Here is a 23,115-nt window from a genome sequence, read left to right as displayed (position 1 = left end):
CGCAGGACCGTCAACGCTGGCGCTGGTGCGTCAAGCTCGCGCGGCAGGAGCAAGCCGGGCGCGCCGCGTCGGGGCGAAGGCGCTGGTGCCCAGCCAGCGCCACAGCTCGTCCGCATCGCGCTCCGCCCCGTCCACACGGATCTCGCGCGAAGCCAGGGCCTGCTGAGGCGTGCGGTCGCCGGCCCAGATCTCGGTCAGCGCCCGCAGGGTCGAAACCACCACCAGCGTCAACTCACGACCGGGGTCGGTGCGGCAGAGGTCGGCCACGCCGTCCTCCACCACCAGCCACCATGAGCCTTCGCCGGTCCGAGCATCCCGGAACTGGAAGTTGATGACGATGGGGCGTGGCGGGAACTCGGGGACGCAGGCGAAGCGCCGGATGTCCCACATCAGCAGGCCCGCATCCAGCTCGTCATCGCGAAGCCGGCTGCCTATCCAGCGCGCGCCCCAGTGGCCGAGCGCCATGACGATGGGCCGCAACTCCTCGCCGGCCGCGGTGAGGCTGTACTCCCAGACCTTGCCGGCGGCTGCGCGTCGCACGATGCCGAACTCCTCGAGACGCGTCAGCCGCTGCGCCAGCAGGCTGGTGGACATGCGTGGCACGCCGCGGTGCAGGTCGTTGAAGCGCTTGCTGCCGCACAGCAGCTCGCGCACCACCAGCGGCGTCCAGCGCTCGCACAGCACTTCGGCGCCTCTGGCGACGGTGCAGAACTGGCCGTAGGTGTTTTCCATGGTTTCGCCTTCCAAGCCCAAACGCTTCAGATTCTGGACTGGCCTTGGCGCCATGTCATGCGCATGCTGTGCATGCAGGTGATCGCTCCACGACCGCCGGCACACGCTGAACGTTCGTCACCCGACAGGGAGGTCAACAATGGCAATCAAGCTCAAGCAATTGGATGGCGGGACCATGGATCTCCCGTCGGAAGCCCTGCAGTCCTTCAAGGCGGCCTTCAAGGGCCGGGTGCTGAGCGCAGAGGACCCTGACTACGAGGAGACCCGCAAGGTCTGGAACGCAATGATCGACCGGCGTCCCGGCCTGGTGGCGCGCTGCACCGGCACGGCCGACGTGGTGCAGGCCGTGCGCTTCGCGCGCCAGCACGGGCTGCTCAGCTCGGTGCGCGGCGGCGGCCACAACATCGCCGGCCTGGCGGTGTGCGAGGGCGGTCTGATGATAGACATGTCCCTGCTGCGGGGCGTCTGGGTCGATCCGCTGCGCCGCACGGCGCTGGCGCAGGCGGGCTGCACCCTGGCCGACGTCGACCGCGAGACGCAGCTGCATGGGCTTGCGGCCGTGCTGGGCTTCGTCTCCGCGACCGGCATCGCGGGCCTGACCGTGGGCGGCGGCTTCGGCTACCTGACGCGCCGCCATGGCTGGACCTGCGACAACCTGGTCGCCATGGAGGTCGTGACCGCCGATGGCCAGGTCCTGCACGCCTCAGCGGACGCGCACGCCGACCTGTTCTGGGCCCTGCGCGGCGGCAGCGGCAACTTCGGCATCGTCACATCCTTCGAGTACCGGCTGCATCCGGTCGGCCCCGAGATCCTGGGCGGTGCCATCGCCTGGCAGGGCGAGGACGCCGTGCAGGTGCTCGAAGCCTATCGCGCATTCAGCGCTGCGGCACCGCGCGAGCTGACCAGCGTGGCCGTGCTGCGGATCGCGCCGCCAGCGCCCTGGCTGCCGAAGGAAGTGCACGGCAAGCCGATCGTCGCCATCTTCGTCTGCCATTCGGGCCGGGTCGAGGACGGTGAAGCCCTGCTGGCGCCGCTGCGCGCGACCGGCCGGCCGATCGCCGACATCGTGACGCGCCGCCCCTATGTGCAGATGCAGAGCCTGCTCGATGCCACCCAGCCCAAGGGCAGGCGCTATTACTGGAAGTCGCACTACCTGCCCGGCATCGACCGCCCCTTCATCGACGTCGCCGTGGCGCATGCCGCTCGCATCGCATCGCCGCACTCGGCCCTGCTGATGTTCCAGATCCAGGGCGCGCTGAACGAGTTGCCCGCCGGGCATTCACCGGCCGGCAATCGCGACGCCGCCTATGTGCTGAACATCGCCGGCTCCTGGGAAAAGCCCGAGGACGATGGCGTCCATATGCAGTGGGCGCGCGACTGCTTCGAGGCCACGCGCGCCTTCTCGACCGGCGGCACCTACATCAACTTCCTGACCGAGGAGGAGGGCCGCGACCGCGTCGAAGCGGCCTATGGTCGAGCGAACCTGGACCGGCTCGCGACGCTCAAGCAGCGCTACGATCCGGAAAATTTCTTCCGCCACACGAAGAACGTCAGCGGCTGAACAGCCAGGGACCGGTGGGAATCGAACAGCGGCGCCGGCTCAGCTGCGGTAGTCGGCGTTGATGCTGACGTAGTCGTGGCTCAGATCGCAGGTCCAGACCGTGGTCTGGGCCGGGCCGCGATGCAGGTTCACGCGCACCGTGATCTCGCTTTGCTTCATCACGCGCTGGCCGTCCTCCTCGCGATAGTCGGGGTGGCGGCCGCCCTTGGTGACCACATGCACATCGTCCAGATGCATCTCGATCAGGGTCTGGTCCAGATCGGCGATGCCGGCATAGCCGACCGCCGCCAGGATGCGGCCCAGGTTCGGGTCGCTGGCGAAGAAGGCGGTCTTGACCAGCGGCGAGTGAGCGATGGCATAGGCCGCCAGCTTGCATTCGGCCTCGTCGCGGCCGCCCTCGATGACGACGCTGATGAACTTGGTCGCGCCCTCGCCGTCGCGCACGATGGCCTGGGCCAGCTGTTGCGCGACCGCGATCACCGCCGCGCGCAAGACCTGACCCTCGGGGCTGTTCAGCGACTCGATGCGGGCATGAGCAGCCTTGTGGGTGGCGATCAGCACGAAGCTGTCATTGGTCGAGGTGTCGCCGTCGATGGTGATGCGGTTGAAGCTGGCATCGGCCGCCTCGGTCACCAGGCTTTGCAGCAGCTCAGGCTGGATATTGGCATCGGTGGCCACATAGCCCAGCATGGTGGCCATATTCGGGCGGATCATGCCGGCGCCCTTGGAGATGCCGGTGATGGTGACGGTCTGCCCGCCGATCTGGACCTGGCGCGAGGCGGCCTTGGGCAGGGTGTCGGTGGTCATGATGCCGGCGGCGGCCTCGTCCCAGGCGTCGGCGCGCAAGGCGGCCAGGGCTGCCGGCAGACCGGCGATGATGCGATCGGCCGGCAGGGTTTCCATGATGACGCCGGTCGAGAAGGGCAGGATCTGGCTGGCTTGCACGCCCATCAGGCCGGCCAGCGCCGCGCAGGTCGAGCGGGCGCGGGCCAGGCCGTCCTCGCCGGTACCGGCATTGGCATTGCCGGTGTTGACCAGAATGGCGCGCACGCCCTGGCCGCCATCCAGATGCTCGCGGCAGATCTGCACCGGCGCCGCGCAGAAGCGGTTCTTCGTGAACACGCCGGCCACCGACGACCCCTCGTCCAGCGCGATCACGCTCAGATCGCGGCGATTGGCCTTGCGCACACCCGCCATGGTCACGCCCAGGCGCACGCCGGGCACGGGGTGGAGGGAGGCAGGGTCGGGGGCGTTCAGATTGACGGGCATGAAGGTCTCGCGGGCAAGAAAGGACGGATGGCGCGGATTGTAGGGAGTTGCGCCCATGAAAAAGGGCTCCCGAGGGAGCCCTGATGCCGGCATGCGATGGTTCAGACGATCTTGCGACGCCGGGCCAGCAAGCCCACGACACCCAGACCGGCCAGCATCAAGGCATAGCTCTCGGGTTCGGGCACGGCGCTGGTCGGCATCACATTGAGGGCGCCGGAATAGCTGGCCGAGATCCGCTGGCCCTGGCTGCCCAGCAGGCCGGCATAGCCGTTCACCACCAGGGTCAGATCACCGTTGAGCGGCTGCTGGAACAGGCCGGCGGTGCGGAACACCGTGCCGCCCGAGGTCCGCTCCGGGTCGATGGTCAGGGCCATGCCGTTCAGCGTGGCGCCGGTGAAGACGATTTGCTGGGTCGCCAGCGCATTCGCGCTGGAAACGGTGTCCAGCCAGACGTCGACGATGCCGGTGCCGCTGAAATGGAACACAAAAGTGTCGGTAAAGCTGCCCGACAGGGCATGGTTCACCGCCGTGCCCGACGGGTCACTGAGGCCTGCGGTCCAGCCGACCTCGCTGTCACCGATCAGATCAATGGTGTGGTCGATATTGGCGGCCTGAGCCGACCATGCCGCCAGACCAAGCGCAACGGCCATCGTGATGTTCTTGATTTTCATGCTGGATTCCTGTGGCGTTTCGTTGCGATTCGATCAGCGGGGGCGGCGGCGCGAGGCCAGGCCGGCGGCCAGCAGGGCCACACCGAACAAGGCATAGCCGGTCGGCTCGGGCACCGCGTTGAAATTGATCGTGCCGGAGTAGCTGGCGCTGATGCGCGACGTGCTCGGCAGGCCTTGACCCGCGTTGCCATTGATGGTCAACACGAAGGGCGAGCTCAGCATGCTGTCGGGCAGGCTGGCGATCTCGCGGAAATCGACGAAATTGCCCTGGACGAACTTCTCCAGGTCCAGCATCACGCCGTTGATCGAGATGTCGATGAAGTCGATGTCCTTGACGGCAGGGCCACCGGCCGTCTGCAGCAGGCCATTGACCAGGGACAGGCCCTGGACGCCACCGAGCACATAGACATCGGTGAACAGGCCCGGCTTGGTGTGGGTCTTGGAGATGCCCGCCGACCAGCCACCATGGGCATCCGCGACCAGGGCCACCGTCGACGAGGACAGCACCGGCGCCGCCGTAGCCAGGCCCACGGTACCGACAAGCAGCAGGGCCGAACAGAGAGCTTTGATTTTCATAGGGATTGACAGGTCGGTGACAGGCGTTTACCGCTCGATGCCTGTCACTCTACCTATCCAGGGCTAAAGCCCCTATCCCCGAGCCCGGGGGGGCGAGCTTGAAAATGCGCAAATCCGCACAATTGCCGACCCGATACGGGTCGGCTGCGCTCAATTCAGCTTGCCGTGGCAGGCCTTGTACTTCTTGCCGCTGCCGCAGGGGCAGGGATCGTTGCGACCGACATGGGCGTACTGCGAGCCGGCTGGCGCTGCCGCATCCTGCGACACCGAACCGTCCTCGTTGGGATGGGTGTAGGTGACGTTGCTGATGTGCTCGGCGCGCTCCTCGATCGCTTCGGCGGCACGGGCCACCTCTTCCTGCGACTGGATGCGCACATTCAGCAGGGTGCGGGTGACTTCCATCTTGACCACATCGAGCAGCTGGGAGAACAGCTCGAAGGCCTCGCGCTTGTACTCCTGCTTGGGGTTTTTCTGCGCATAGCCGCGCAGATGGATGCCCTGGCGCAGATAGTCCAGCGCCGCCAGATGCTCGCGCCAGTGCTGGTCTATGCTTTGCAGCAGCACCATGCGCATGAAGGGCGAGAACTGCTCGACGCCGACGCGCTCGAGCTTGTCGGCAAACAGCGCGTCGCCGGCGGCCACCACCTTGGCGAGAATGTCCTCATCGGTGATGGAGTCGCTCTTCTCGACCTCGGCGGCCAGGCCCACATCGAGCTGCCACTCGCTCTTCAGCACCCGGTCCAGCCCGGCCAGGTCCCACTGCTCTTCCAGGCTCTCGGCCGGCACATAGGTCCGCACCACGTCTTCCAGCGTGCTGGCGCGCAGATTGCCGATCTGGGCCACCAGGGAGTCGGCCTCGAGGATGTCGTTGCGCTGCTGGTAGATGACCTTGCGCTGGTCGTTCGACACATCGTCGTATTCCAGCAGCTGCTTGCGCACATCGAAGTTGCGCGCCTCGACCTTGCGCTGCGCGCCCTCGATCGAGCGGGTCACGATGCCGGCCTCGATGGCCTCACCCTCGGGCATCTTCAGCCGGTCCATGATGGCGCGCACGCGGTCGCCGGCGAAGATGCGCATCAGCTGGTCGTCCAGCGACAGATAGAAGCGCGAGGAGCCCGGGTCGCCCTGGCGGCCCGAACGGCCGCGCAGCTGGTTGTCGATGCGGCGGCTCTCGTGGCGCTCGGTCGCGATGATGCGCAGGCCGCCGGCGGCCTTGACCTGCTCGTGCAGGCCGGCCCACTCGTCCTTGAGCTTCTGGATGCGCGTGGCCTTCTCGGCCTCCGGGATGGCGGCATCGGCCTCGATGAACTGCACCTGCTTCTCGACATTGCCGCCCAGCACGATGTCGGTGCCGCGACCGGCCATATTGGTCGCGATCGTGATCACACCGGGCCGGCCGGCCTGGGCCACGATCTCGGCTTCCTTGGCATGCTGCTTGGCGTTGAGCACCTGGTGCGGGAGCTTGGCCTTGGTCAAGAGGCTGGAGATCAGCTCGGAGTTCTCGATCGAGGTCGTGCCGACCAGCACCGGCTGGCCGCGCTCGTGGCAGTCGCGGATGTCCTGGGTGACGGCGTCGAACTTTTCCTTGGTGGTCTTGTAGACCAGGTCCAGCTCGTCCTTGCGTATCGTCGGGCGGTTCGGCGGGATCACCACGGTCTCCAGACCGTAGATCTCCTGGAACTCATAGGCCTCGGTATCGGCCGTGCCGGTCATGCCGGCGAGCTTGCCGTACATGCGGAAATAGTTCTGGAAGGTGATCGAGGCCAGTGTCTGGTTCTCGCTCTGGATCGCCACGCCTTCCTTGGCCTCGACGGCCTGGTGCAGGCCGTCGCTCCAGCGCCGGCCGCTCATCAGCCGGCCGGTGAACTCGTCGACGATGACGACCTCGCCGTTCTGCACCACATAGTGCTGGTCGCGGTGATACACATGGTGTGCGCGCAGCGAGGCGTACAGATGGTGCATCAAGGTGATGTTGGCGGAGTCGTACAGGCTCGCGCCCTCGGCCAGCAGACCGGCCTGGCTCAGGTACTTCTCGGCGTTCTCGTGGCCGTCTTCGGTCAGATAGATCTGGTGCGATTTCTCGTCGACCGTGAAGTCGCCGGGCTCGACCACGCCCTCACCGGTGCGCAGATCGAGCTCACCGATCTGCTTCTTCATCAGCGGCGCGACCTTGTTGATCGCCTGATAGACATCGGTCTGGTCGTCGGCCTGGCCGGAGATGATCAGCGGCGTGCGGGCCTCGTCGATCAGGATCGAGTCGACCTCGTCGACGATGGCATAGGCGGTGCCGCGCTGCACGCGGTCGGCCGTCTCGTAGACCATGTTGTCGCGCAGATAGTCGAAGCCGTACTCGTTGTTGGTGCCGTAGGTGACGTCGGCGCGGTAGGCGGCCTGCTTTTCCTCGCGCGGCATGTTCGGCAGGTTGATGCCCACCGTCAGGCCCAGGAAGTTGTAGAGCTTGGCCATCCACTCGGCATCGCGCCGGGCCAGATAGTCGTTGACCGTCACCAGATGCACGCCCTTGCCGGTCAGCGCATTCAGATAGACCGGCAGGGTGGCCATCAAGGTCTTGCCCTCGCCGGTACGCATTTCGGCCACTTTGCCGGCATGCAGCACCATGCCGCCGATCAGCTGCACATCGAAATGGCGCATCTTCAGCGCGCGCTTGCCACCTTCGCGCACCACGGCAAAGGCCTCGGGCAGGATCGCGTCCAGGCTCTCGCCGCCGGCCACGCGCTGCTTGAATGCCTCGGTCTGGGCGCGCAGCTCGTCGTCGCTGAGCGCTTCGAACTTGGGTTCCAGCGCATTGATCTGCTGCACGACGCGGCGGTATTGCTTGAGCAGGCGCTCATTGCGGCTACCGAAAATCTGGGTAAGAAGCTTGGGCAACATGCAGCGTGTCTGTCTTGGACTTGAAGGTAGGCGGACCAGGTCTGAGCCGCTGGCGTGCCCGCTCGGGGGCAACGACGGGCGCGGCAATCAGCCCGTGGAGTTCTGTTCTTGCTTGTTCGACGGTTTCTACAGCTGAGGGCGTCGCGCCGGCTTGCAAGCCGGGTGCCGGCCTCAACCTGCAGAAAAACCCGCCGAGTTTAGCACCGGCACCCCCGACATCCGGGCTGGCCAGGCTGCGGGACTACACTGAGGCCATGTCCACGACGACGCGCCCTTCGAGCCCTTATCGCCCGCGCCGCGCCGCCACGCGCGGCGGCCCTTCGGTGCCCGAGCCGATGCCGATCGAGCAGGCGATGAACGGCCATACGGGGCTGGCGCGGCTGGGTCTGCTGCTGCAGGAATCGAACCGGCGCATGGCCATCGTCAGCGTCGCGCTGCCGGGCGCACTGACGCGCTTCGTGAAGCCGGGGCCTATCGATGAGGAGGGGTGGACGCTGCTGGCCTCGAATGCCGCCGTGGCGGCCAAGCTGAGGCAGCTGCAGCCGCGGCTGCTGGAGCTGCTGGCCGAACAAGGCATCCCCGCCGCCAAGCTGCGCATCAAGGTGATGCAGCCCGGCTGAGGACGGTGTTGGGCGCGGGAAGAATGGTGCCGGCTATCGGATTCGAACTGATGACCTACCGCTTACAAGGCGGTTGCTCTACCAACTGAGCTAAGCCGGCACGGGCTTGATGCGAGGGCGCATTGTAGGGGCAAAAAACCAGCCGCACCCCGGCCCCCGGCAACTATTTGACGCGCTTGAGCGCCGGGCGACCGCCACCGGCGGCCGGACCGCCGGAATCATCCGGACCGGGCTCGGTGACCGGGTCGGCTGCCTTGGGCTGGTCCTGCGGTTCGGCCGGACCGGGTGCCAGGCGCAGGCCACGCGCGGGCGGTCGCACCGGCGGGCTTGGCACTGCTGCGGCCACCGGCGAGGTGCTGCCCGCCAGGCTCAAAGGCGCACTCGGCGCATCGGCGCTGGGCGCGGGAAAAGCCATGCCCTGGCCGTTCTCGCGCGCATAGATCGCCACCACATGATCGACCGGCACAACGATCTCGCGCGCCACGCCGCCGAAGCGGGCCTTGAACTGGATGAACTCGTTGCCGAGTTCCAGCCCGCTGGTCGCGTCGAAACCGACGTTCAGCACGATTTCGTTATTGCTGACGTACTCGTTCGGAACCTGCACGAAACGATCCACATGCACCGCGATATAGGGCGTGAAGCCGTTGTCGGTGCACCAGTCGTGCAGGGCCCGTATCAGGTACGGCCGGGTCGAGGTGCTGGCGGTCGCGCCGCCATCGGAACTTTGATCCATGGGGTCGCAGTTTACTTGCGCATCACCTTCTCGGACGGCGTCAGCGCCTCGATATAGGCCGGGCGCGAGAAGATGCGCTCGGCGTACTTCAGCAGCGGCAAGGCGTTCTTCGACATGTCGATGCCGTAGTAGTCCAGGCGCCACAGCAGCGGCGCGATGGCCACGTCGAGCATCGAGAAGTCGTCGCCCAGCATGTACTTGTTCTTCAGGAAGATGGGCGCGAGCTGGGTCAGGCGGTCGCGGATCTGGGCGCGGGCCTTTTCCAGCTGCTTGTCGGTCGCCTTGACGGCTTGCGAGCGGCCTTCCAGCACGTTGACGTGAGCGAACAGCTCCTTCTCGAAATTGAGCAGGAACAGGCGCACGCGGGCGCGGGCCACCGGGTCGCCGGGCATCAGCTGCGGATGCGGGAAGCGCTCGTCGATGTACTCGTTGATGATGTGCGACTCATACAGGATCAGGTCGCGCTCGACGAGGATGGGCACCTCGTTGTAGGGGTTCATCAGCGCGATGTCTTCGGGCTTGGCAAACAAGTCCACATCACGGATTTCAAAGTCCATGCCCTTCTCGAACAGCACGAAGCGGCAGCGGTGCGAATAAGGGCAGGTAGTTCCAGAATAAAGCACCATCATGGCGGCAGGCTCCCGAGAAGGTCGGTGGGTGATTCACGGGCTCATGCTGGACGAGCACCGCACAAAATGCAAACGCAGTGGAGGCCGAGGCGCCCCACTGCGGTCAACTCAGGCCCGGTCAAGCCGGGCCCGCAAGGCCTACTTCACGTCTTTCCAGTAAGACGCGTTCAGACGCCAGGCGAACAGCGTGAACACGCTGAGGAACAACAGCACCAGCACACCCAGGCGGAAGCGCTGGGCCTGAGCCGGCTCGCCCATCCACTGCAGATAGGCGACCAGATCGGCCATCGCCTCGTCGAACTGCTGGGGGTTCAGCTTGCCCGGGGTCAGCTGCTCATAGCCCTTGAACACATGGACGGTCTTGCTGGCGTCGTGCGGATCGGGTTCGTCAGCGAACTTGGCGGCGCGCTGGCCCTGCAGCTCCCACAGCACATGCGGCATGGCCACACTCGGGAAGGCCATATTGTTCCAGCCGGTGGCCTTGGTGTCGTCGCGGTAGTAGGTGCGCAGATAGGTGTACAGATAGTCCGCACCCGAACCCTGGCCGGCAGCCGCACGCGAGCGCGCGATCACGGTCAGGTCCGGCGGCGTGGCACCGAAGAAGTCCTTGGCCTGCTTGGGGTCCAGCGAGATCTTCATCGTGTCGCCGACCTTGTCGCTGGCGAACATCAGATTGCTCTTGATCTGCGCTTCGCTCAGGCCGATATCGGCCAGGCGGTTGTAGCGCATGAAGGCGGCCGAGTGGCAGTTCAGGCAGTAGTTGACGAAGAGCTTGGCGCCGTTTTGCAGCGCGGCCATGTCCGTCATCTTCTCCTTGGGGAACTTGTCCCACTCGATGCCGCCGCCGGCGGCCGAAGCGCCCGACACCAGCCCGGCGCTCAGCGCCAGCGAGGTCAGCAGCGTAGCAATGAATTTTTTCATTCTTGGAACTCCGATGCTCAGTGGGCGTGGAAGGTCACACGGTCAGGCACGGGCTTGGGCGTGCCCAGCTTGCTCCACCAGGGCATCAGCAGGAAGAAGCCGAAATAGAACAGCGTGCCGATCTGCGCGATCAGGGTGCCGATATCGCTGGGCGGCTTGATGCCCAGATAGCCCAGCACCAGGAAGAACACGACAAACACGGCGTACACATACTTGTGCCAGTCGGGGCGATAGCGGATCGACTTGACCGGGCTGTGATCCAGCCAGGGCAGGAAGAACAGGATCACGACCGCGCCGCCCATCACGACCACACCCCAGAACTTGGCGTCGAAGGTCTTCAGCAAGGCCATCGCGACCAGGGCCACCACGGTGGCGGCAATCTTGCCCTTGGTCGAGAAACCGCTCTTCAGCCAGGCCAGCACCACCGCCGCGCCGACCAGACCCACCAGCACATTGACCATCGGGTCGGTGGTGGCGCGCAGCATCGAGTAATAGGGCGTGAAGTACCAGACCGGGGCGATGTGCGCCGGTGTCTTCAGCGGGTCGGCCGGGATGAAGTTGTTGTACTCCAGGAAATAGCCGCCCATCTCCGGGGCAAAGAAGATGATGGCGGTGAACACCATCAGGAACAGGCCGACGCCGAAGATGTCGTGCACCGTGTAGTAGGGATGGAAGGCGATGCCGTCCAGCGGCTTGCCCGACGCATCCTTCTTGGCCTTGATCTCGACGCCGTCCGGGTTGTTCGAACCGACCTCGTGCAGCGCGATGATGTGCGCCACCACCAGGCCCAGCAACACCAGCGGGATCGCGATGACGTGGAAGCTGAAGAAGCGGTTCAGCGTCGCGTCGCTGACGACGAAGTCGCCGCGGATCAGCAGGGCCAGGTCTTCACCGACGAAGGGCACGGCGGCAAACAGGTTCACGATCACCTGTGCGCCCCAGTAGGACATCTGGCCCCAGGGCAGCAGATAGCCCATGAAGGCCTCGCCCATCAGGCACAGGAAGATGCCGCAACCGAAGATCCAGACCAGCTCGCGCGGCTTGCGGTAGGAACCGTAGATCAGGCCGCGGAACATGTGCAGATAGACCACGACGAAGAAGGCCGAGGCACCGGTCGAGTGCATATAGCGGATCAGCCAGCCCCAGGGCACATCACGCATGATGTACTCGACCGAAGCGAAGGCCAGCGCCGCGTCCGGCTTGTAGTGCATCACCAGGAAGATGCCGGTGACGATCTGGATCACCAGCACCAGCAGGGCCAGCGAGCCGAAGATGTACCACCAGTTGAAGTTCTTTGGTGCGTAGTATTCGGAGAGATGCTCTTTGTAGAGCTTGGATGCTGGGAAACGGTTGTCCACCCAGGTCAGCAGCTTTTCGCCGATCGGAGCACCGGCGGGAGCTTCTTTGAATTCAGCCATGTTGACCTCTGTCCTTTAGCTTCAGGCTTGCTTGTCTTCACCAATCAAGAGCTTGGTGTCGGACAGGTACATGTGGGGCGGCACTTCGAGGTTGTCGGGCGCCGGCTTGTTCTTGAAGACGCGACCGGCCATATCGAAGGTCGAGCCGTGGCAGGGGCACAGGAAGCCGCCATGCCAGTCGTCCGGCAGCGAGGGCTGCGCGCCGGTCTGGAACTTGTCGCTGGGCGAGCAGCCCAGATGCGAGCAGATGCCCACGACCACCAGATACTCCGGCTTGATCGCGCGCGCCTCGTTCTTCGCATAGGCAGGCGTCGGATAGGCGGTGCGATCCGAGGCCGGATCGGCCAGCTGCGGATCGATGCCCTTCAGCGCCGCCAGCTGCTCGGGCGTGCGACGCACCACCCAGACCGGCTTGCCGCGCCACTCCACGGTGAGCTTCTCACCCGGCTTCAGGGCGCTGATATCGACTTCAACGGCAGCTCCGGCGGCCTTGGCGCGCTCGGAGGGCGTGAAAGTACTGACAAAGGGCACGGCGGTGGCAACGCCGCCAACGGCGCCGGCACAACCGGTGGCGATGAGCCAGGTGCGCTTGCCTTGGTCCACTTGCTGGTCACTCATGAGGGTCCTCAAACGAGACTTCTGATCGGGGGCAACCGAGGATTCTAACGGACGCCATCGCTTCCAACCATTGGAGACGACGCGATGCGCGCCTCATGCGCACCACAGAACCCGTATTCGACCCGATTTCGCCGCCGCAGCGCGCGCACAATCCCGGCATTGCTACAGAGGAGAGACCCATGGGGTTCATGACGGAGTTCAAGGAGTTTGCGGTCAAGGGCAATGTCGTCGACCTGGCGGTGGGCGTCATCATCGGCGCCGCATTCGGCAAGATTGTCGATTCGGTCGTCAATCATTTGATCATGCCGCTGGTCGGGCGCGTGGTCGGTGGCCTGGACTTTTCCAACTACTTCATCATGCTGGCCGATCCGCCGGCCGACTTCAAAGGCCCGATGAGCTTCGAGGCCCTCAGCAAGGCCGGCGTGCCGCTGTTTGCCTATGGCAGCTTCCTGACCGTGCTGCTGAACTTCATCATCCTGGCTTTCATCATTTTCCTGATGGTCAAGCAGATCAACCGCCTCAAGCGCGAGAGCGCGCCCGCGCCCGCGCCGGCCGAACCGGCCCCGACGCCCGAGGACATCCAGCTGCTGCGCGAAATCCGCGACGCCCTGCAGCGCCGCTGAGCCGGTAAGCAGCGGTAACAGCCAGCGGCCTGTCAGTTATTTGGCAGCGCCGCGCCGGTGCTCGCACGCCCTCGCCTGCTCGACGCAGGCTTTGGCGCGATACTTGTCGACATAAGCTGTGGCAAATTGGCCACAGGCGGTCCACACGCAGCCATGAACTCGCCCGAACCACGCCTCAATCCGCATCTGGAAGCCGCACTGCAGCGCATACGCACCGCGGCCGAACAAGCGGCCGAGCGCGGCGCCGAGGGCATGGGCATGGCGGCCCTGTCGGCCGGTCAGATCAAGCGCCGCGACGCCCTGCTGTCGGCCCAGTTCCTGTTCCGCAAGCAGCAGGCTCTGTTCGGCCAGCGCTTCTACCAAAGCCTGCGCACCCAGATGGCCGGCGAGCAAAAGCCCAAGGCCGAGCCGGGTGGGCGCAAGAGCACCCAGGCCTGGACCGAGCTCTCGCTGATGGACGATGACGCCGTCGACGCGATGGTGGCGGCCGACCGCATCGGCCTGGCCATCGGCCACCAGAGCGAATGGGAGCTGCGCGAGGTCGAATCCTATATGTCGGCACTGGGCAACGCCCCCGACAGCAAGGAGCAGCGCAACCCTCTGCGCCCCGAGCTGGTCGCCCAGGCCTTGCTGGACGCCGTGCATGCGGTCACCGACGACGAGCAGACCCGCCAGATCCTGATCGACGAGATGACGCGCGCGCTGGCCCATGAGATGCGCAGCTGCTATGCCGACATCGTCGAGCTGTTCCGCAGCCGCGGCCTGCGGCCGCAGGATCTGCGGGTGCGCGGCGTCGATGTCGGCGGCCATTCGGTGCATTCGACACATTCGTCCCATGCGACCCATTCCGGCCATTCGCAATCACCCGGGCAGACCGGCCACAGCCGCATGAGCGAGCTGGGCGGACATGGCGGCGCGTACTCAGGCCCGGGCGGCGGCATGCCTGGCGCCGGCCATGGCGGCGCCCCTGGCATGGCCAGGCGCGGTGGCAGCCCCGGCACGATGGGTGCGGTCGATGCGCAGATGATGGAGCTGCTGCGCCGCCTGGCCTATCTGCCCAGCGTGCAGGCGCCGATGGGTGCGAACACGGCCGGCGGCCCCGTCAGCAACTGGGGCGAGGACTACGGCGATGCGGCCTGGGCCAGTGGTGGTGGCATGCCGATGCCGCCCAATCTGATCCATCTGCACCGCGACGAGTTGCGCCAGGCCGCCACCGGCAACCTCGACCATATGGTGATCGATGTGGTCGGCAGCCTGTTCGACCAGATCCTGTCCGACCCCAAAGTGCCGCCGCAGATGGCCCGCCTGCTGGCGCGGCTGCAGCTGCCGGTGCTGCGCGTGGCGCTGGGCGACCGGACCTTCTTCTCCTCGCGCCGCCACCCGGTGCGCCGCTTCATCAACCGCGTCGCCTCGCTGGCCTGCGCCTTCGATGATTTTTCGGAAGACCCGGGCCGCGACTTCCTCAACCATGTGCGCGAGCTGGTGCAGGAGGTTGCCAACGGCGACTTCGACCGCATGGATGTCTACGAGAGCAAGCTCGACGCGCTCGAACAGTTCATTGCCGACCAGACCGCTCAGGCCCTGCAAGCCCAAGGCGACGCCGCCGCGCTGATCGAGCGCAAGGAAACCGATCTGCGCCTGCAGCAGCGCTATATGCAGCAGTTGCAGGCCGCGCTGGGTCCGGTACCGATGCCCGAGTTCCTGCGCGAGTTCCTGTCCCAGGTCTGGAGCCAGGCCATCGTGCTGGCCAGCCGCGAGGGCAGCACCGAACGCGCGATGCGCCTGCGCCAGCTGGGCCGCGACCTGGTGATGAGCGTGCAGCCCAAGAGCGGCACGGCCCAGCGCCAGACCTTTCTGAGCCAGCTGCCGGTGCTGATGCGCACCCTCAACGAGGGGCTGGACCTGATCGCCTGGCCCGAGAGCGGTCGCAAGGCCTTTTTCGGCGAGCTGCTGCCGGCCCATGCCGAGTCGCTGAAGGGCCAGGGCCTGTCACCGCTGGACCACAACCTGCTGGTCAAGCAACTCGAGGGCGTGTTCGGCTGCGCGCCACCCTCCGAGCAAGACCTGCCCCCGGCGGGCACGTCGACCTCGGTGCCGGGTGACCTGGATCTGGCGCAACGCCTGACCCCCGACGAAGCCAAGCGCCTGGGCCTGATGCAGGAAAGCCGGGTCGACTGGGATGGCCAGATCGATATCGACCTGAGCGCCGAGGCACCGCTGGCCGCCGTCGACGTCAGCATCGACGGCCTGCCGGCCGCCGAGGCCCCCGAGCCCAGCGAGGGCGAGCTGCTGATCGAACATCTGCAGCTGGGCTTTGCCTACCAGATGAACACCGGCGATGCCTGGCGCAAGGTGCGCCTGGCCCATATCAGCGCCGGCCACAGCTTCTTCATCTTTACCCAGGGCCACAAGCACCAGGAGACCGTCACGATGACGGCGCGCATGCTGCGCCGCCTGTGCGAGTCCGGCCGGCTCAAGGCCTTCGAGAACGCCCATCTGCTGGAGCGCGCCACCGCCCGCGCGCGCAAGCAGTTGGCCGAGCTGAGCAAGAGCGCTTGATCGATCAGCCCAGCGCCTCCACGGGTCGCAGCCGCAGGGCCAGGCGAAGATGCCGCGCCGCGGCCAGGCCGGTGACGACCAGCAGGGCTGCTGCGGCCAGCGCCAGCGGCAAGACCAGTCCCGGCAGCGACGCCACCCGGTCCGCGAAGCCCCCCAGATAGAGCCCCCCCAGCAGGGCTGCCAGCGGCAGGCCCAGCAACGCCGCAATCAGCAGCGGCCAAGCGAACTCGCCTGCCACTTGGGCCGCGATCGCCGCATCGCCGGCCCCATGCAGCCGGCGCAGCACGATCTCGGTGCGGCGTCGGCGCAGTGTGTCGGCCACCAAGGCGTAGGCGCCCAGCATCGCAACCACCACCGCCAGGCCAGCCACGATGGCCAGCGTGACGGTCAGCCGTTCCTCCAACTCATAGGCCTCGGCCCGCTGCCTATCCACCCGTTCAATCGTGTGGCGGATCTTGGGGCCATGGCGCTGCCAGATCTGCTCCAAGGCTTGCTGCAGCGCGGCCAGATCGTCGCCATGGACCGTGATGTCCCATTGCGGCGCCTCGCTGAGCACAAAGGCCTGCGGCCTGGCCGGCTCGCGTGCCGACTCGAGATTCACATCACCCACCACCGCCACCACCCGCCGTGGCTTGCCGCCGGCCTGCATGAAATCGCCGCCGCCTTCGACCAGGGCGCCGATCGCCGCCTGCGGCGTGGCAAAGCCCAGCGCGCGGGCCGCCTTCGCATCCAGCACGACCCGGGTCTCGCCCTCGTCCGGCGCCTTCGGCACCTGGCCGGCCAGCAGCCCCATGCCGTAGGTGGCGAAGAAGCTGGCAGAAACCGTGTTGACCCGCAGCACCTGCTGTCTGCGCTCGGCGCCCACATAGAGCTCCTGCGTACCCGGGCCCAGGTCGCGGGCCGGCCGCATGCTGCTGAAGGCCCAGCGGCGCACGGCCGGATGACTGTCCAGCGCGGCGATCAGCGGCTGCAGATCGGGCAGGCGCTCCGGATTGACGTTGAGGCCCAGGTAGAGCCGGTTCTCCAGCGCATAGCCGCGATCGGCCTCCATCAGGTGGCGCTGCTGCAGGCCCAGCACACCGGTCAGCGCCAACAGCAGCAGGGCACCGCCCAGCTGCAGGGCCAGCAGGCCCTGGCGCAGGCGCCGGCCCCAGGGGCCCTCGCTGGCCGTTCGGCCCTGCAGCGCCGGCGCCGGCGCCCGCTTCAGCGCGGCCCAGGCCGGCAGGGCCAGGGTCAATGGCAGCAGCAGGGCCAGCACTCCGGACAGGCCCAGCAGCGCGCGCAGCGGTATCGGATCGGCTACCGGATGGCGAGGGTCCAGGCCCAACGCGCCCGACAGCAGCGGCGCCATCCACCAGGCCAGCAGCAGAGCCAGGGCGCCGCTGGCCAGCAGCAGCAGTCCCAGCTCCGTGGCCCACAGCCGCAGCAGCTGGGCGCCGCCGGCGCCCAGACTGCGGCGCAGCGCCGTCTCACGCTGGCGTTGCAGCAGGGCGGCACTCTGCAGGCTCAGCAGATTCAGCGCGGCCATCAGCAGCAGCAGGAGGGACGCCGCACCGATGCCGGCCAGGGCCTGCCAGCGCATCTCGTTGTCCTCGCCCTCGAAAGGCAGTGCCAGCAGCGGCAGGCCACGGAAAAAGGCGGCCTCGCGGCCGGTGCGCCACTCGGGCGGCAGCTTTTGGTAGCCCGGGCTGGCGAGAAAGGCCTCGCGCATCCAGGGCCCGAGCTGGGCCGCACTGACCCCCGGCCCCAACCGCACGAACACGCGGCCGTTCATCATGAAGATGGCCTCGCGGTCCTGCTCGCTCATCGAATTGGCCTGCGACTCATAGCCGGCCAGCGCCTCGTGCGCCCACAGCGGGCCGCGCGGGTCATGCTCAGGCACGATGGCGGTGACGGTCATCACCCGGCCCTCCAGATCCAGGCTGCGGCCCAGCGCCTGCGGTGGTGGCAGTTCGCCCCAGAGCTGGCGCACCATGGCCGGCGTCAGCGCGATCGCATCGCGGCGCCGCAAGGTAGCGTCCAGGTCGCCATGCAGCGCCTGCAGGCCCAGCAGCGGCGCCAACTCAGGATCGATCAGCTGGATCACCAGCGGCCGCATGATGCCCTGCACCCGCGTATCCAGCCAGTTCTGGCCGGCGCGGGCGATCACCTCCAGCGGCAGTTGGCGCTGCCTCAAGAGCGTGGCAAAGGCCACCGGCGAGCGGGTGAACCAGGGGCTGGGCATGCCCGGCGGATTGCCCTTGAAGTCCAGGATCACCAGGCGCTCGGGCTCTGGGATGCCGGGGGCCGGGTCGGACAGCCCCAGCGCCACCAGGCCGGTCAGCAGGCAGGCGGCCAGCGCCAGCCCCAGGCCGACGACGGCCACGGCGACGCCGGCCCTGCGGCTGCGCAGGCCGCGCAGCGCATCAAGCAGCAGCGCCCTCATGCCAGCGCCTCCTCGGCCTGCGCATCGACCAGCACGCGCCCGTCCAGCAGGCGCACGCAGCGCGAGGCCAGCGCCGCATGCTCAGCGCTATGGGTCACCATCACCAGCGTCGTGCCCTCGTCATTGAGCTCGCGCAGCAGGCGCATCACCTCCTGGCCGTGGGCGCTGTCCAGATTGCCGGTCGGCTCGTCGGCCAGCAGCAGAGCCGGACGCGCCGCGATCGCGCGGGCAATCGCCACGCGCTGCTGCTGGCCGCCGCTGAGCTGGCTGGGGTGGTGGGCAGCGCGGTGCGCCAAGCCCAGGCGCTCCAGCACCTCGGCCACGCGACCCCGCTGGCCCTTCTCGGGCATGCCGCCGTAGCGCAATGCCAGCTGCACGTTGTCGGCCACCGTCAGCTCGTCCACCAGATTGAAGCTCTGGAACACGAAACCAATACGGCCGCGCCGCAGCGCCGCCAGATCGCGCGGACTTTTGGCTGCGACATCCTCGCCCTGCAACAGATAGCGGCCGCCGCTGGGCGCATCCAGCAGGCCGAGGAGGCCCAGCAGGGTCGACTTGCCACAGCCCGAGGGGCCGGTGATCGCGACATACTCGCCGGCCTCGATCTGCAGGTCGATCGCATCCAGCGCCAGGGTTTCGACCTCGCCACTGCGGTGTCGCTTGCTCAAATTTTGGAGTTGAATCATGGGAGAACCAGCCTTTGCGGCGTATTGGCAGGGGGTTGGGAAACAAGCACCTGCTCGCCAGCACGCAGGCCGGCGAGCACCTCGACCAGGCCGGCTGCACGCTGGCCCAGTCGCACGTCGCGCAGGCGCAGCTCGTCGCCCTCGCGCACATAGAGCCGGCTCTGCACGCCGGGACCATCGGGCAGCAGCAGGGCCGGCCGCGGCGCGCTGAAATGCAGCCGTAGCTCAACCGCCTGGCCGGGTCGCAGCGCGGCCGGCGCGCGGTCCTCGGGCCAGTGCAGCAGCACCCTCACCTTGCCGCCCTGCACCTGGGGCAGGGTCTGGGCCAGATACAGGGCCCCCTGCGTTTCGCTGAGCGCGCTCAGGCCCGGCTGCAGGCGCGGCAGATAGAACTCGTCCACCTCGGCCGCCAGCCTCAGCCCTCCGGCGACATCGTCGATGCGGCCCAGCCGGTCGCCGGGCCGCACGCTGGCGCCCGGCTGCAGATTGAAACCGCTCAACTGGCCGGCGATCGGCGCGCGCTGCAGCAGGCGCTGTTGGGCGCGCGCCAGCAGGTCCAGGCCGTTCTGCAGCCTAGCCACCGCGCGGTCCATCTCGGCCAGCGACTGGGCCCGGATCGCCGCCTCGGCGCCCTGATCCTCATGGGCCTGAGCCAGCTGGGCAACGGCCAGATCGCGCTGGCGGCGGGCCTGCTCCAGCGCCGCCGTCGCGAGAAATCCGGCTGTGGCCAGCTCGGCCTGGCGCCGCAACTCGGCCTCAGCCTGCTCGGCCTGCGCGCGCAGCTGCAGCCGCTCGCGGCGGTGCTGCGCCAGGCTGGCGGCCTGGGCACTGCGCTGCACCGAAGCATTGGCCATCTGCTGCGCGACTTCGGCGCCGCGCTGTATCAGCAGCTGTTCCTGTTCGGGGCTGTGCAGCCGATACAGCGGCGCGCCCGCCGCAACGCGCTCACCCTCGCCGGCCAGCACCGCTTCGACCCGGCCGGCCTCGGTGGCATCCAGTTGCACCGAGCGCAGCGGCTCGACGCGCGCTCGCAAGGCCAGCTCGTCGCGGAACTCGCCGGCCCGCGCCATGGCCAGCTGCGGTGTCTCGATGCGCTGCAGCACCGGCGCGCGCAAGGCCGCCAGCCCGGCCAGCACAGCGGCGGTCAACGCGATCGCCAGCCCGCAGGCCAGCATCGACGGCAGGCGCAGCCAGCGCCGTCCCGGTCGCAGGGGCCGATCCATGGTGGCGCCGCTGGGCGGGCGAGAGCCTGGCAACGGTGGCGGGTTGGAGGTCATCAGGGTTCGCAGCATCGCGGCCATCCCACCTGCTGCCCAGCCCCCTGTCCGTTTCCGGACAGTCCCCTGGCGCGCGCCCGCGCGTGCCTGCGATGATGCGCGCCGTGACAGCCACCACCTCGCCCTCCCCCATCCTGCTGCTGGACGACGACCCCGATGTGGGCCTGGCCGCGCAACTGCTGCTGCAACGCCGCGTCGCGCCGCTGCAATGCCTGCGCCGACCGGCCGAGCTGCCGGCCGCGCTGGAGCGCTGGCGCCCGGCCCTGCTGCTGCTGGACCTGAACTTCGGCCCCGGCCGCAGCGATGGCGAGCAGGGTCTGCGCCTGTTGGCCGAGACCCTGGCGCGGCCGCAAGCACCCAAGGTCATCGCGATGACTGCCTATGCAGAGATCGATCTGGCGGTGCAGGCCTTGCGGCGTGGTGCCTTCGACTTCATCACCAAGCCCTGGGACAACGCGCGCCTGGTCGCGACCTGCCGCGAAGCCTTGCAGGGAGCGCAGCCGGCCGAGGCGCCGACGGCCGGCTGCGCCGCTCAGCCGGCCGAGCCACTGCGCTCGTTGGCGGCGCAGGAGCGTGCCGCGCTGATCGCGGCGGTGGCCGATGCCCAGGGCAATCTCAGCGAGGCGGCGCGGCTGCTGGGCCTGTCGCGCGCGGCCCTGTACCGGCGGCTGGACAAGCATGGGCTCTGAGCGCCTGCGGCTGTTCGGAGCGGCGGCAGCCTGGTTCGCTGCCGGTGTGCTGGCGGGGATGGCCGATGGCTCGGCCCGTCTCTGGGTCGCAGCCCTGCTGCTGGGTCTGCTGGGTCTGGCCTGCGCCTGGCCGCTGACACGGCCGCGTCAACCGCGTGAAGCCCTGCCGATGGCGCCGCCACCGTCGGTCAGCGAAGAGGCCCGGCTGCAGGCGCGGCTGGAGCATCTGCCGGTTGCGGTCTGGGTGCTGGACGAGACCCGCTTGCGACCGCTCAGCGCCCGCGCCCGTCGCCTGGCCGCGCCCGGTGGTGTGCGCGACCCGGCTGCGCTGCAGGCACTGCTGCGCCAGGCCGATGGCAGCGGGCCGTTGCTGCTGGACACCGAGCGGGGCCCCGAGCGCTGGCAGCTGCGGCGCCAGCCGCTGGCGTTGGACGGCCGGGCCGAGATCCTGCTGGCCCTGATGCCGCTGGAGCAGGCGCTGGAGACCGAGTCGCTGCAGGCCTGGCAGCAGCTGGTGCAGGTGCTGACCCATGAAATCATGAACTCGCTGACACCGATCAAAAGCCTCAGCCAGACCGCTGGCCAGTTGCTCGCCGAGTTCCCGCCTGGCCACGACAGCGGCGGCGCAAGCGATGAATTGCGTCTAGCGCTGGACGCGATCGCGCTGCGCGCCGAGAGTCTGGCCGGCTTCGTCAGCACCTACCGCCGGGTCAGCCGCTGGCCGCCGCCCGAGCTGGCGCCAGTGGACCTGGGCGCGCTGTTTGCCCGCCTGGCCCAGGCCATGGGTCCGGGCTGGACGGCGCGCGGCGGTGCAGCTTCGTTCGAGTTGGCCAGCCCCGGCCTGCGCCTGATGGCCGACGAGGGCCAGCTCGAACAGGCCCTGCTGGCCCTGCTCAGCAATGCCGAGCAGGCCACCGCCAAACAGCCGCAGCCGCGCCTGTGGGTGCAGGCGCGCCAGGGCCGCGGCGGCCGCTTGATGCTCAGTGTGCGCGACAACGGGCCGGGCGTGCCGCCGGGCCTGGAGCGGCAGATCTTCCTGCCCTTCTTCAGCGCCCGCGAAGGCGGCCAGGGCATCGGACTGACGGTGGTGCGCCAGCTGGTGCACGGCATGGGCGGCCGCGTGCGCCATGTACGGCCGATCGAGGGCGGCGCGGGCTTTCTGCTGGTGTTCTAACCGAGCAGCCGGCGCGCCATCCGGATCGCCGCACGCATGCTGGACGCATCGGCGCGGCCGGTGCCGGCGATGTCGAAGGCCGTGCCATGGTCGGGGCTGGTGCGCACAAAAGGCAGGCCCAGGGTCACGTTGACGCCCTGCTCGACGCCCAGGTACTTGACCGGGATCAGCCCATGGTCGTGTGTCATCGCGACGACCAGATCGAACTCACCGGGGTGTGTGGGCGTGTTACGGGCCCGCATGAAGATCGTGTCCGGCGCATAGGGGCCGCTGGCCTCGATGCCGTCGGCGCGCGCGCGTTCGATTGCAGGCGCGATGATGTCGATTTCCTCACGGCCGAACAGCCCGCCCTCGCCGGCATGGGGGTTCAGGCCCGCGACCGCGATGCGCGGTGCCGTGAGCCCGAAGCGGCGCAGTGCGGCGTCGCTGATCTGCAGGGTCTGCAGCACCCGCTCGATGCTGAGCATGTCGATGGCCTCGCGCAGCGCCATATGGATGGTCACCAGCACCGTGCGCAGCTCCTCGTTGGCCAGCATCATGCGCACCGGCGGCGGCGCTGCGCCCCCTGGCGCGGCCAGGGCCTGCAGCATCTCGGTATGACCGGGATAGTCCACCCCGGCCGCATGCAGGGCCTCCTTGTGCAGCGGCGCGGTCACCAGCCCTGCGGCCCGGCCGGCCTGGATGGCCGCGACCGCCGCCTCGATGCAGGCCGCCGCCGCGCGACCGGCGCGCGCATCGACGCGGCCCACCGGGCAGTCCAGCAGATCGGCCGGCAGGCCCTCGGGCTGCCAGACCGGCAGGCAGTCGGGCGGCAAGCCCGCCAGCTCGTCCGGCGAGGCCAGCCGTGCCACCGGCAGGCTCAGGCCCAGCCAGGCAACCGCGCGGCGCAGCACGCCGACATCGCCGACCAGGCACAGATCCTCGCGCCGCGCCTCGGCCGCCCAGGCCGCCACGGCAATCTCCGGGCCGATGCCGCAGGCATCGCCCATGCTGATCAACAGGGTTTTGCTGTCACTCATCGCCTCATTGTTTCATGGGCAAG

At 68.0% G+C, this 23,115-nt stretch carries 20 protein-coding genes and 1 tRNA gene; 6 read left to right on the top strand and 15 right to left on the bottom strand.

What is annotated here, in order from left to right:
- Positions 1-30 precede the first annotated feature (30 nt).
- Complete coding sequence (locus ABGI63_RS09250; RefSeq protein ID WP_349742144.1) at positions 31-732, bottom strand: winged helix-turn-helix transcriptional regulator; 702 nt, start codon at positions 730-732, stop codon at positions 31-33.
- Positions 733-907: 175 nt separating this feature from the next.
- On the opposite strand from ABGI63_RS09250, the gene ABGI63_RS09245 reads away from it, so the two are divergent.
- The gene (locus ABGI63_RS09245; RefSeq protein WP_349742143.1) at positions 908-2,293 is read left to right on the top strand and encodes an FAD-binding oxidoreductase; all 1,386 of its coding nucleotides are present in this window, start codon (positions 908-910) and stop codon (positions 2,291-2,293) included.
- Between the two features lie 39 nt (positions 2,294-2,332).
- Here ABGI63_RS09245 and argJ read toward each other — a convergent pair whose 3' ends face one another.
- The 4 genes from argJ to secA form a co-directional block, all read right to left on the bottom strand.
- On the bottom strand, positions 2,333-3,562 hold the full coding sequence (gene argJ / locus ABGI63_RS09240) for a bifunctional glutamate N-acetyltransferase/amino-acid acetyltransferase ArgJ (RefSeq protein ID WP_349742392.1): 1,230 nt from the start codon (positions 3,560-3,562) through the stop codon (positions 2,333-2,335).
- A 101-nt stretch (positions 3,563-3,663) separates the two neighbouring features.
- Entirely contained in the window at positions 3,664-4,233 is a 570-nt protein-coding gene (locus ABGI63_RS09235) for an FxDxF family PEP-CTERM protein (protein WP_349742142.1), read from the bottom strand.
- A 33-nt stretch (positions 4,234-4,266) separates the two neighbouring features.
- The gene (locus ABGI63_RS09230; protein WP_349742141.1) at positions 4,267-4,809 is read right to left on the bottom strand and encodes an FxDxF family PEP-CTERM protein; all 543 of its coding nucleotides are present in this window, start codon (positions 4,807-4,809) and stop codon (positions 4,267-4,269) included.
- 150 nt (positions 4,810-4,959) lie between these two features.
- The gene (secA, locus tag ABGI63_RS09225; RefSeq protein WP_349742140.1) at positions 4,960-7,701 is read right to left on the bottom strand and encodes a preprotein translocase subunit SecA; all 2,742 of its coding nucleotides are present in this window, start codon (positions 7,699-7,701) and stop codon (positions 4,960-4,962) included.
- Positions 7,702-7,955: 254 nt separating this feature from the next.
- Here secA and ABGI63_RS09220 point away from each other — a divergent pair, with 254 nt between their 5' ends.
- The gene (locus ABGI63_RS09220) at positions 7,956-8,321 is read left to right on the top strand and encodes a hypothetical protein (protein ID WP_349742139.1); all 366 of its coding nucleotides are present in this window, start codon (positions 7,956-7,958) and stop codon (positions 8,319-8,321) included.
- Between the two features lie 24 nt (positions 8,322-8,345).
- Here ABGI63_RS09220 and ABGI63_RS09215 read toward each other — a convergent pair.
- The 6 genes from ABGI63_RS09215 to petA all read right to left on the bottom strand — a co-directional run bounded on the left by ABGI63_RS09215 (position 8,346) and on the right by petA (position 12,640).
- Positions 8,346-8,421, bottom strand: a tRNA-Thr gene (locus ABGI63_RS09215).
- Between the two features lie 63 nt (positions 8,422-8,484).
- A complete protein-coding gene (locus tag ABGI63_RS09210; RefSeq protein ID WP_349742138.1) occupies positions 8,485-9,054 on the bottom strand; it encodes a ClpXP protease specificity-enhancing factor in 570 nt (189 codons plus the stop codon).
- Positions 9,055-9,065: 11 nt separating this feature from the next.
- Positions 9,066-9,683 carry a glutathione S-transferase N-terminal domain-containing protein gene (locus ABGI63_RS09205; RefSeq protein WP_137941068.1) on the bottom strand — a complete coding sequence of 206 codons (618 nt, stop codon included), beginning with the start codon at positions 9,681-9,683 and terminating at the stop codon, positions 9,066-9,068.
- A gap of 138 nt (positions 9,684-9,821) precedes the next feature.
- Entirely contained in the window at positions 9,822-10,604 is a 783-nt protein-coding gene (locus tag ABGI63_RS09200; RefSeq protein WP_349742137.1) for a cytochrome c1, read from the bottom strand.
- 17 nt (positions 10,605-10,621) lie between these two features.
- Positions 10,622-12,022 carry a cytochrome b gene (locus tag ABGI63_RS09195; RefSeq protein ID WP_137941070.1) on the bottom strand — a complete coding sequence of 467 codons (1,401 nt, stop codon included), beginning with the start codon at positions 12,020-12,022 and terminating at the stop codon, positions 10,622-10,624.
- A 21-nt stretch (positions 12,023-12,043) separates the two neighbouring features.
- Positions 12,044-12,640, bottom strand: coding sequence for a ubiquinol-cytochrome c reductase iron-sulfur subunit (petA, locus tag ABGI63_RS09190; RefSeq protein ID WP_137941071.1), 597 nt, complete (start codon positions 12,638-12,640; stop codon positions 12,044-12,046).
- Positions 12,641-12,819: 179 nt separating this feature from the next.
- On the opposite strand from petA, the gene mscL reads away from it, so the two are divergent.
- On the top strand, positions 12,820-13,263 hold the full coding sequence (gene mscL / locus ABGI63_RS09185; protein WP_269838682.1) for a large conductance mechanosensitive channel protein MscL: 444 nt from the start codon (positions 12,820-12,822) through the stop codon (positions 13,261-13,263).
- A 153-nt stretch (positions 13,264-13,416) separates the two neighbouring features.
- Entirely contained in the window at positions 13,417-15,822 is a 2,406-nt protein-coding gene (locus ABGI63_RS09180; protein WP_349742136.1) for a DUF1631 family protein, read from the top strand.
- Positions 15,823-15,826: 4 nt separating this feature from the next.
- On the opposite strand, the gene ABGI63_RS09175 is transcribed toward ABGI63_RS09180, so the two are convergent.
- The 3 genes from ABGI63_RS09175 to ABGI63_RS09165 are packed head-to-tail and all read right to left on the bottom strand — an operon-like array spanning position 15,827 to position 20,225.
- Positions 15,827-18,247: an FtsX-like permease family protein gene (locus ABGI63_RS09175; RefSeq protein WP_349742135.1), complete on the bottom strand. Its 2,421-nt coding sequence runs from the start codon at positions 18,245-18,247 to the stop codon at positions 15,827-15,829.
- Positions 18,244-18,933 (bottom strand): ABC transporter ATP-binding protein, encoded by a 690-nt coding sequence (locus ABGI63_RS09170; RefSeq protein ID WP_349742134.1) that lies wholly within the window; start codon positions 18,931-18,933, stop codon positions 18,244-18,246. The genes ABGI63_RS09175 and ABGI63_RS09170 overlap by 4 nt, the downstream gene beginning before the upstream one ends.
- On the bottom strand, positions 18,930-20,225 hold the full coding sequence (locus ABGI63_RS09165; protein ID WP_349742133.1) for an efflux RND transporter periplasmic adaptor subunit: 1,296 nt from the start codon (positions 20,223-20,225) through the stop codon (positions 18,930-18,932). The genes ABGI63_RS09170 and ABGI63_RS09165 overlap by 4 nt, the downstream gene beginning before the upstream one ends.
- A gap of 89 nt (positions 20,226-20,314) precedes the next feature.
- Between ABGI63_RS09165 and ABGI63_RS09160 the strand changes: the two genes are divergently transcribed.
- Both ABGI63_RS09160 and ABGI63_RS09155 read left to right on the top strand, forming a co-directional pair.
- Positions 20,315-20,899 (top strand): response regulator, encoded by a 585-nt coding sequence (locus tag ABGI63_RS09160; protein WP_349742132.1) that lies wholly within the window; start codon positions 20,315-20,317, stop codon positions 20,897-20,899.
- Positions 20,889-22,073, top strand: coding sequence for a sensor histidine kinase (locus ABGI63_RS09155; RefSeq protein WP_349742131.1), 1,185 nt, complete (start codon positions 20,889-20,891; stop codon positions 22,071-22,073). Before ABGI63_RS09160 ends, ABGI63_RS09155 begins: the two co-directional genes overlap by 11 nt.
- On the opposite strand, the gene pdxA is transcribed toward ABGI63_RS09155, so the two are convergent.
- Entirely contained in the window at positions 22,070-23,092 is a 1,023-nt protein-coding gene (pdxA, locus tag ABGI63_RS09150) for a 4-hydroxythreonine-4-phosphate dehydrogenase PdxA (protein ID WP_349742130.1), read from the bottom strand. The two genes, ABGI63_RS09155 and pdxA, sit on opposite strands and share 4 nt — an antisense overlap.
- Positions 23,093-23,115: the final 23 nt, after the last annotated feature.

This window comes from Roseateles cavernae (assembly GCF_040187885.1).
Lineage (GTDB): Bacteria > Pseudomonadota > Gammaproteobacteria > Burkholderiales > Burkholderiaceae_C > Roseateles_E > Roseateles_E cavernae.
This window is presented reverse-complemented; position numbering and strand designations above follow the sequence as displayed.

Excerpts from the sequence above, each read along its gene's own strand:
- ABGI63_RS09220 (WP_349742139.1), top strand. The coding sequence starts at position 7,956 with ATGTCCACGACGACGCGCCCTTCGAGCCCTTATCGCCCGCGCCGCGCC.
- ABGI63_RS09250 (WP_349742144.1), bottom strand. The coding sequence starts at position 732 with ATGGAAAACACCTACGGCCAGTTCTGCACCGTCGCCAGAGGCGCCGAA.
- ABGI63_RS09205 (WP_137941068.1), bottom strand. The coding sequence starts at position 9,683 with ATGATGGTGCTTTATTCTGGAACTACCTGCCCTTATTCGCACCGCTGC.
- ABGI63_RS09170 (WP_349742134.1), bottom strand. The coding sequence starts at position 18,933 with ATGATTCAACTCCAAAATTTGAGCAAGCGACACCGCAGTGGCGAGGTC.
- argJ (WP_349742392.1), bottom strand. The coding sequence starts at position 3,562 with ATGCCCGTCAATCTGAACGCCCCCGACCCTGCCTCCCTCCACCCCGTG.
- petA (WP_137941071.1), bottom strand. The coding sequence starts at position 12,640 with ATGAGTGACCAGCAAGTGGACCAAGGCAAGCGCACCTGGCTCATCGCC.
- ABGI63_RS09235 (WP_349742142.1), bottom strand. The coding sequence starts at position 4,233 with ATGAAAATCAAGAACATCACGATGGCCGTTGCGCTTGGTCTGGCGGCA.
- ABGI63_RS09210 (WP_349742138.1), bottom strand. The coding sequence starts at position 9,054 with ATGGATCAAAGTTCCGATGGCGGCGCGACCGCCAGCACCTCGACCCGG.
- ABGI63_RS09230 (WP_349742141.1), bottom strand. The coding sequence starts at position 4,809 with ATGAAAATCAAAGCTCTCTGTTCGGCCCTGCTGCTTGTCGGTACCGTG.
- secA (WP_349742140.1), bottom strand. The coding sequence starts at position 7,701 with ATGTTGCCCAAGCTTCTTACCCAGATTTTCGGTAGCCGCAATGAGCGC.
- pdxA (WP_349742130.1), bottom strand. The coding sequence starts at position 23,092 with ATGAGTGACAGCAAAACCCTGTTGATCAGCATGGGCGATGCCTGCGGC.
- mscL (WP_269838682.1), top strand. The coding sequence starts at position 12,820 with ATGGGGTTCATGACGGAGTTCAAGGAGTTTGCGGTCAAGGGCAATGTC.
- ABGI63_RS09155 (WP_349742131.1), top strand. The coding sequence starts at position 20,889 with ATGGGCTCTGAGCGCCTGCGGCTGTTCGGAGCGGCGGCAGCCTGGTTC.
- ABGI63_RS09165 (WP_349742133.1), bottom strand. The coding sequence starts at position 20,225 with ATGCTGCGAACCCTGATGACCTCCAACCCGCCACCGTTGCCAGGCTCT.
- ABGI63_RS09245 (WP_349742143.1), top strand. The coding sequence starts at position 908 with ATGGATCTCCCGTCGGAAGCCCTGCAGTCCTTCAAGGCGGCCTTCAAG.
- ABGI63_RS09175 (WP_349742135.1), bottom strand. The coding sequence starts at position 18,247 with ATGAGGGCGCTGCTGCTTGATGCGCTGCGCGGCCTGCGCAGCCGCAGG.
- ABGI63_RS09195 (WP_137941070.1), bottom strand. The coding sequence starts at position 12,022 with ATGGCTGAATTCAAAGAAGCTCCCGCCGGTGCTCCGATCGGCGAAAAG.
- ABGI63_RS09180 (WP_349742136.1), top strand. The coding sequence starts at position 13,417 with ATGAACTCGCCCGAACCACGCCTCAATCCGCATCTGGAAGCCGCACTG.
- ABGI63_RS09200 (WP_349742137.1), bottom strand. The coding sequence starts at position 10,604 with ATGAAAAAATTCATTGCTACGCTGCTGACCTCGCTGGCGCTGAGCGCC.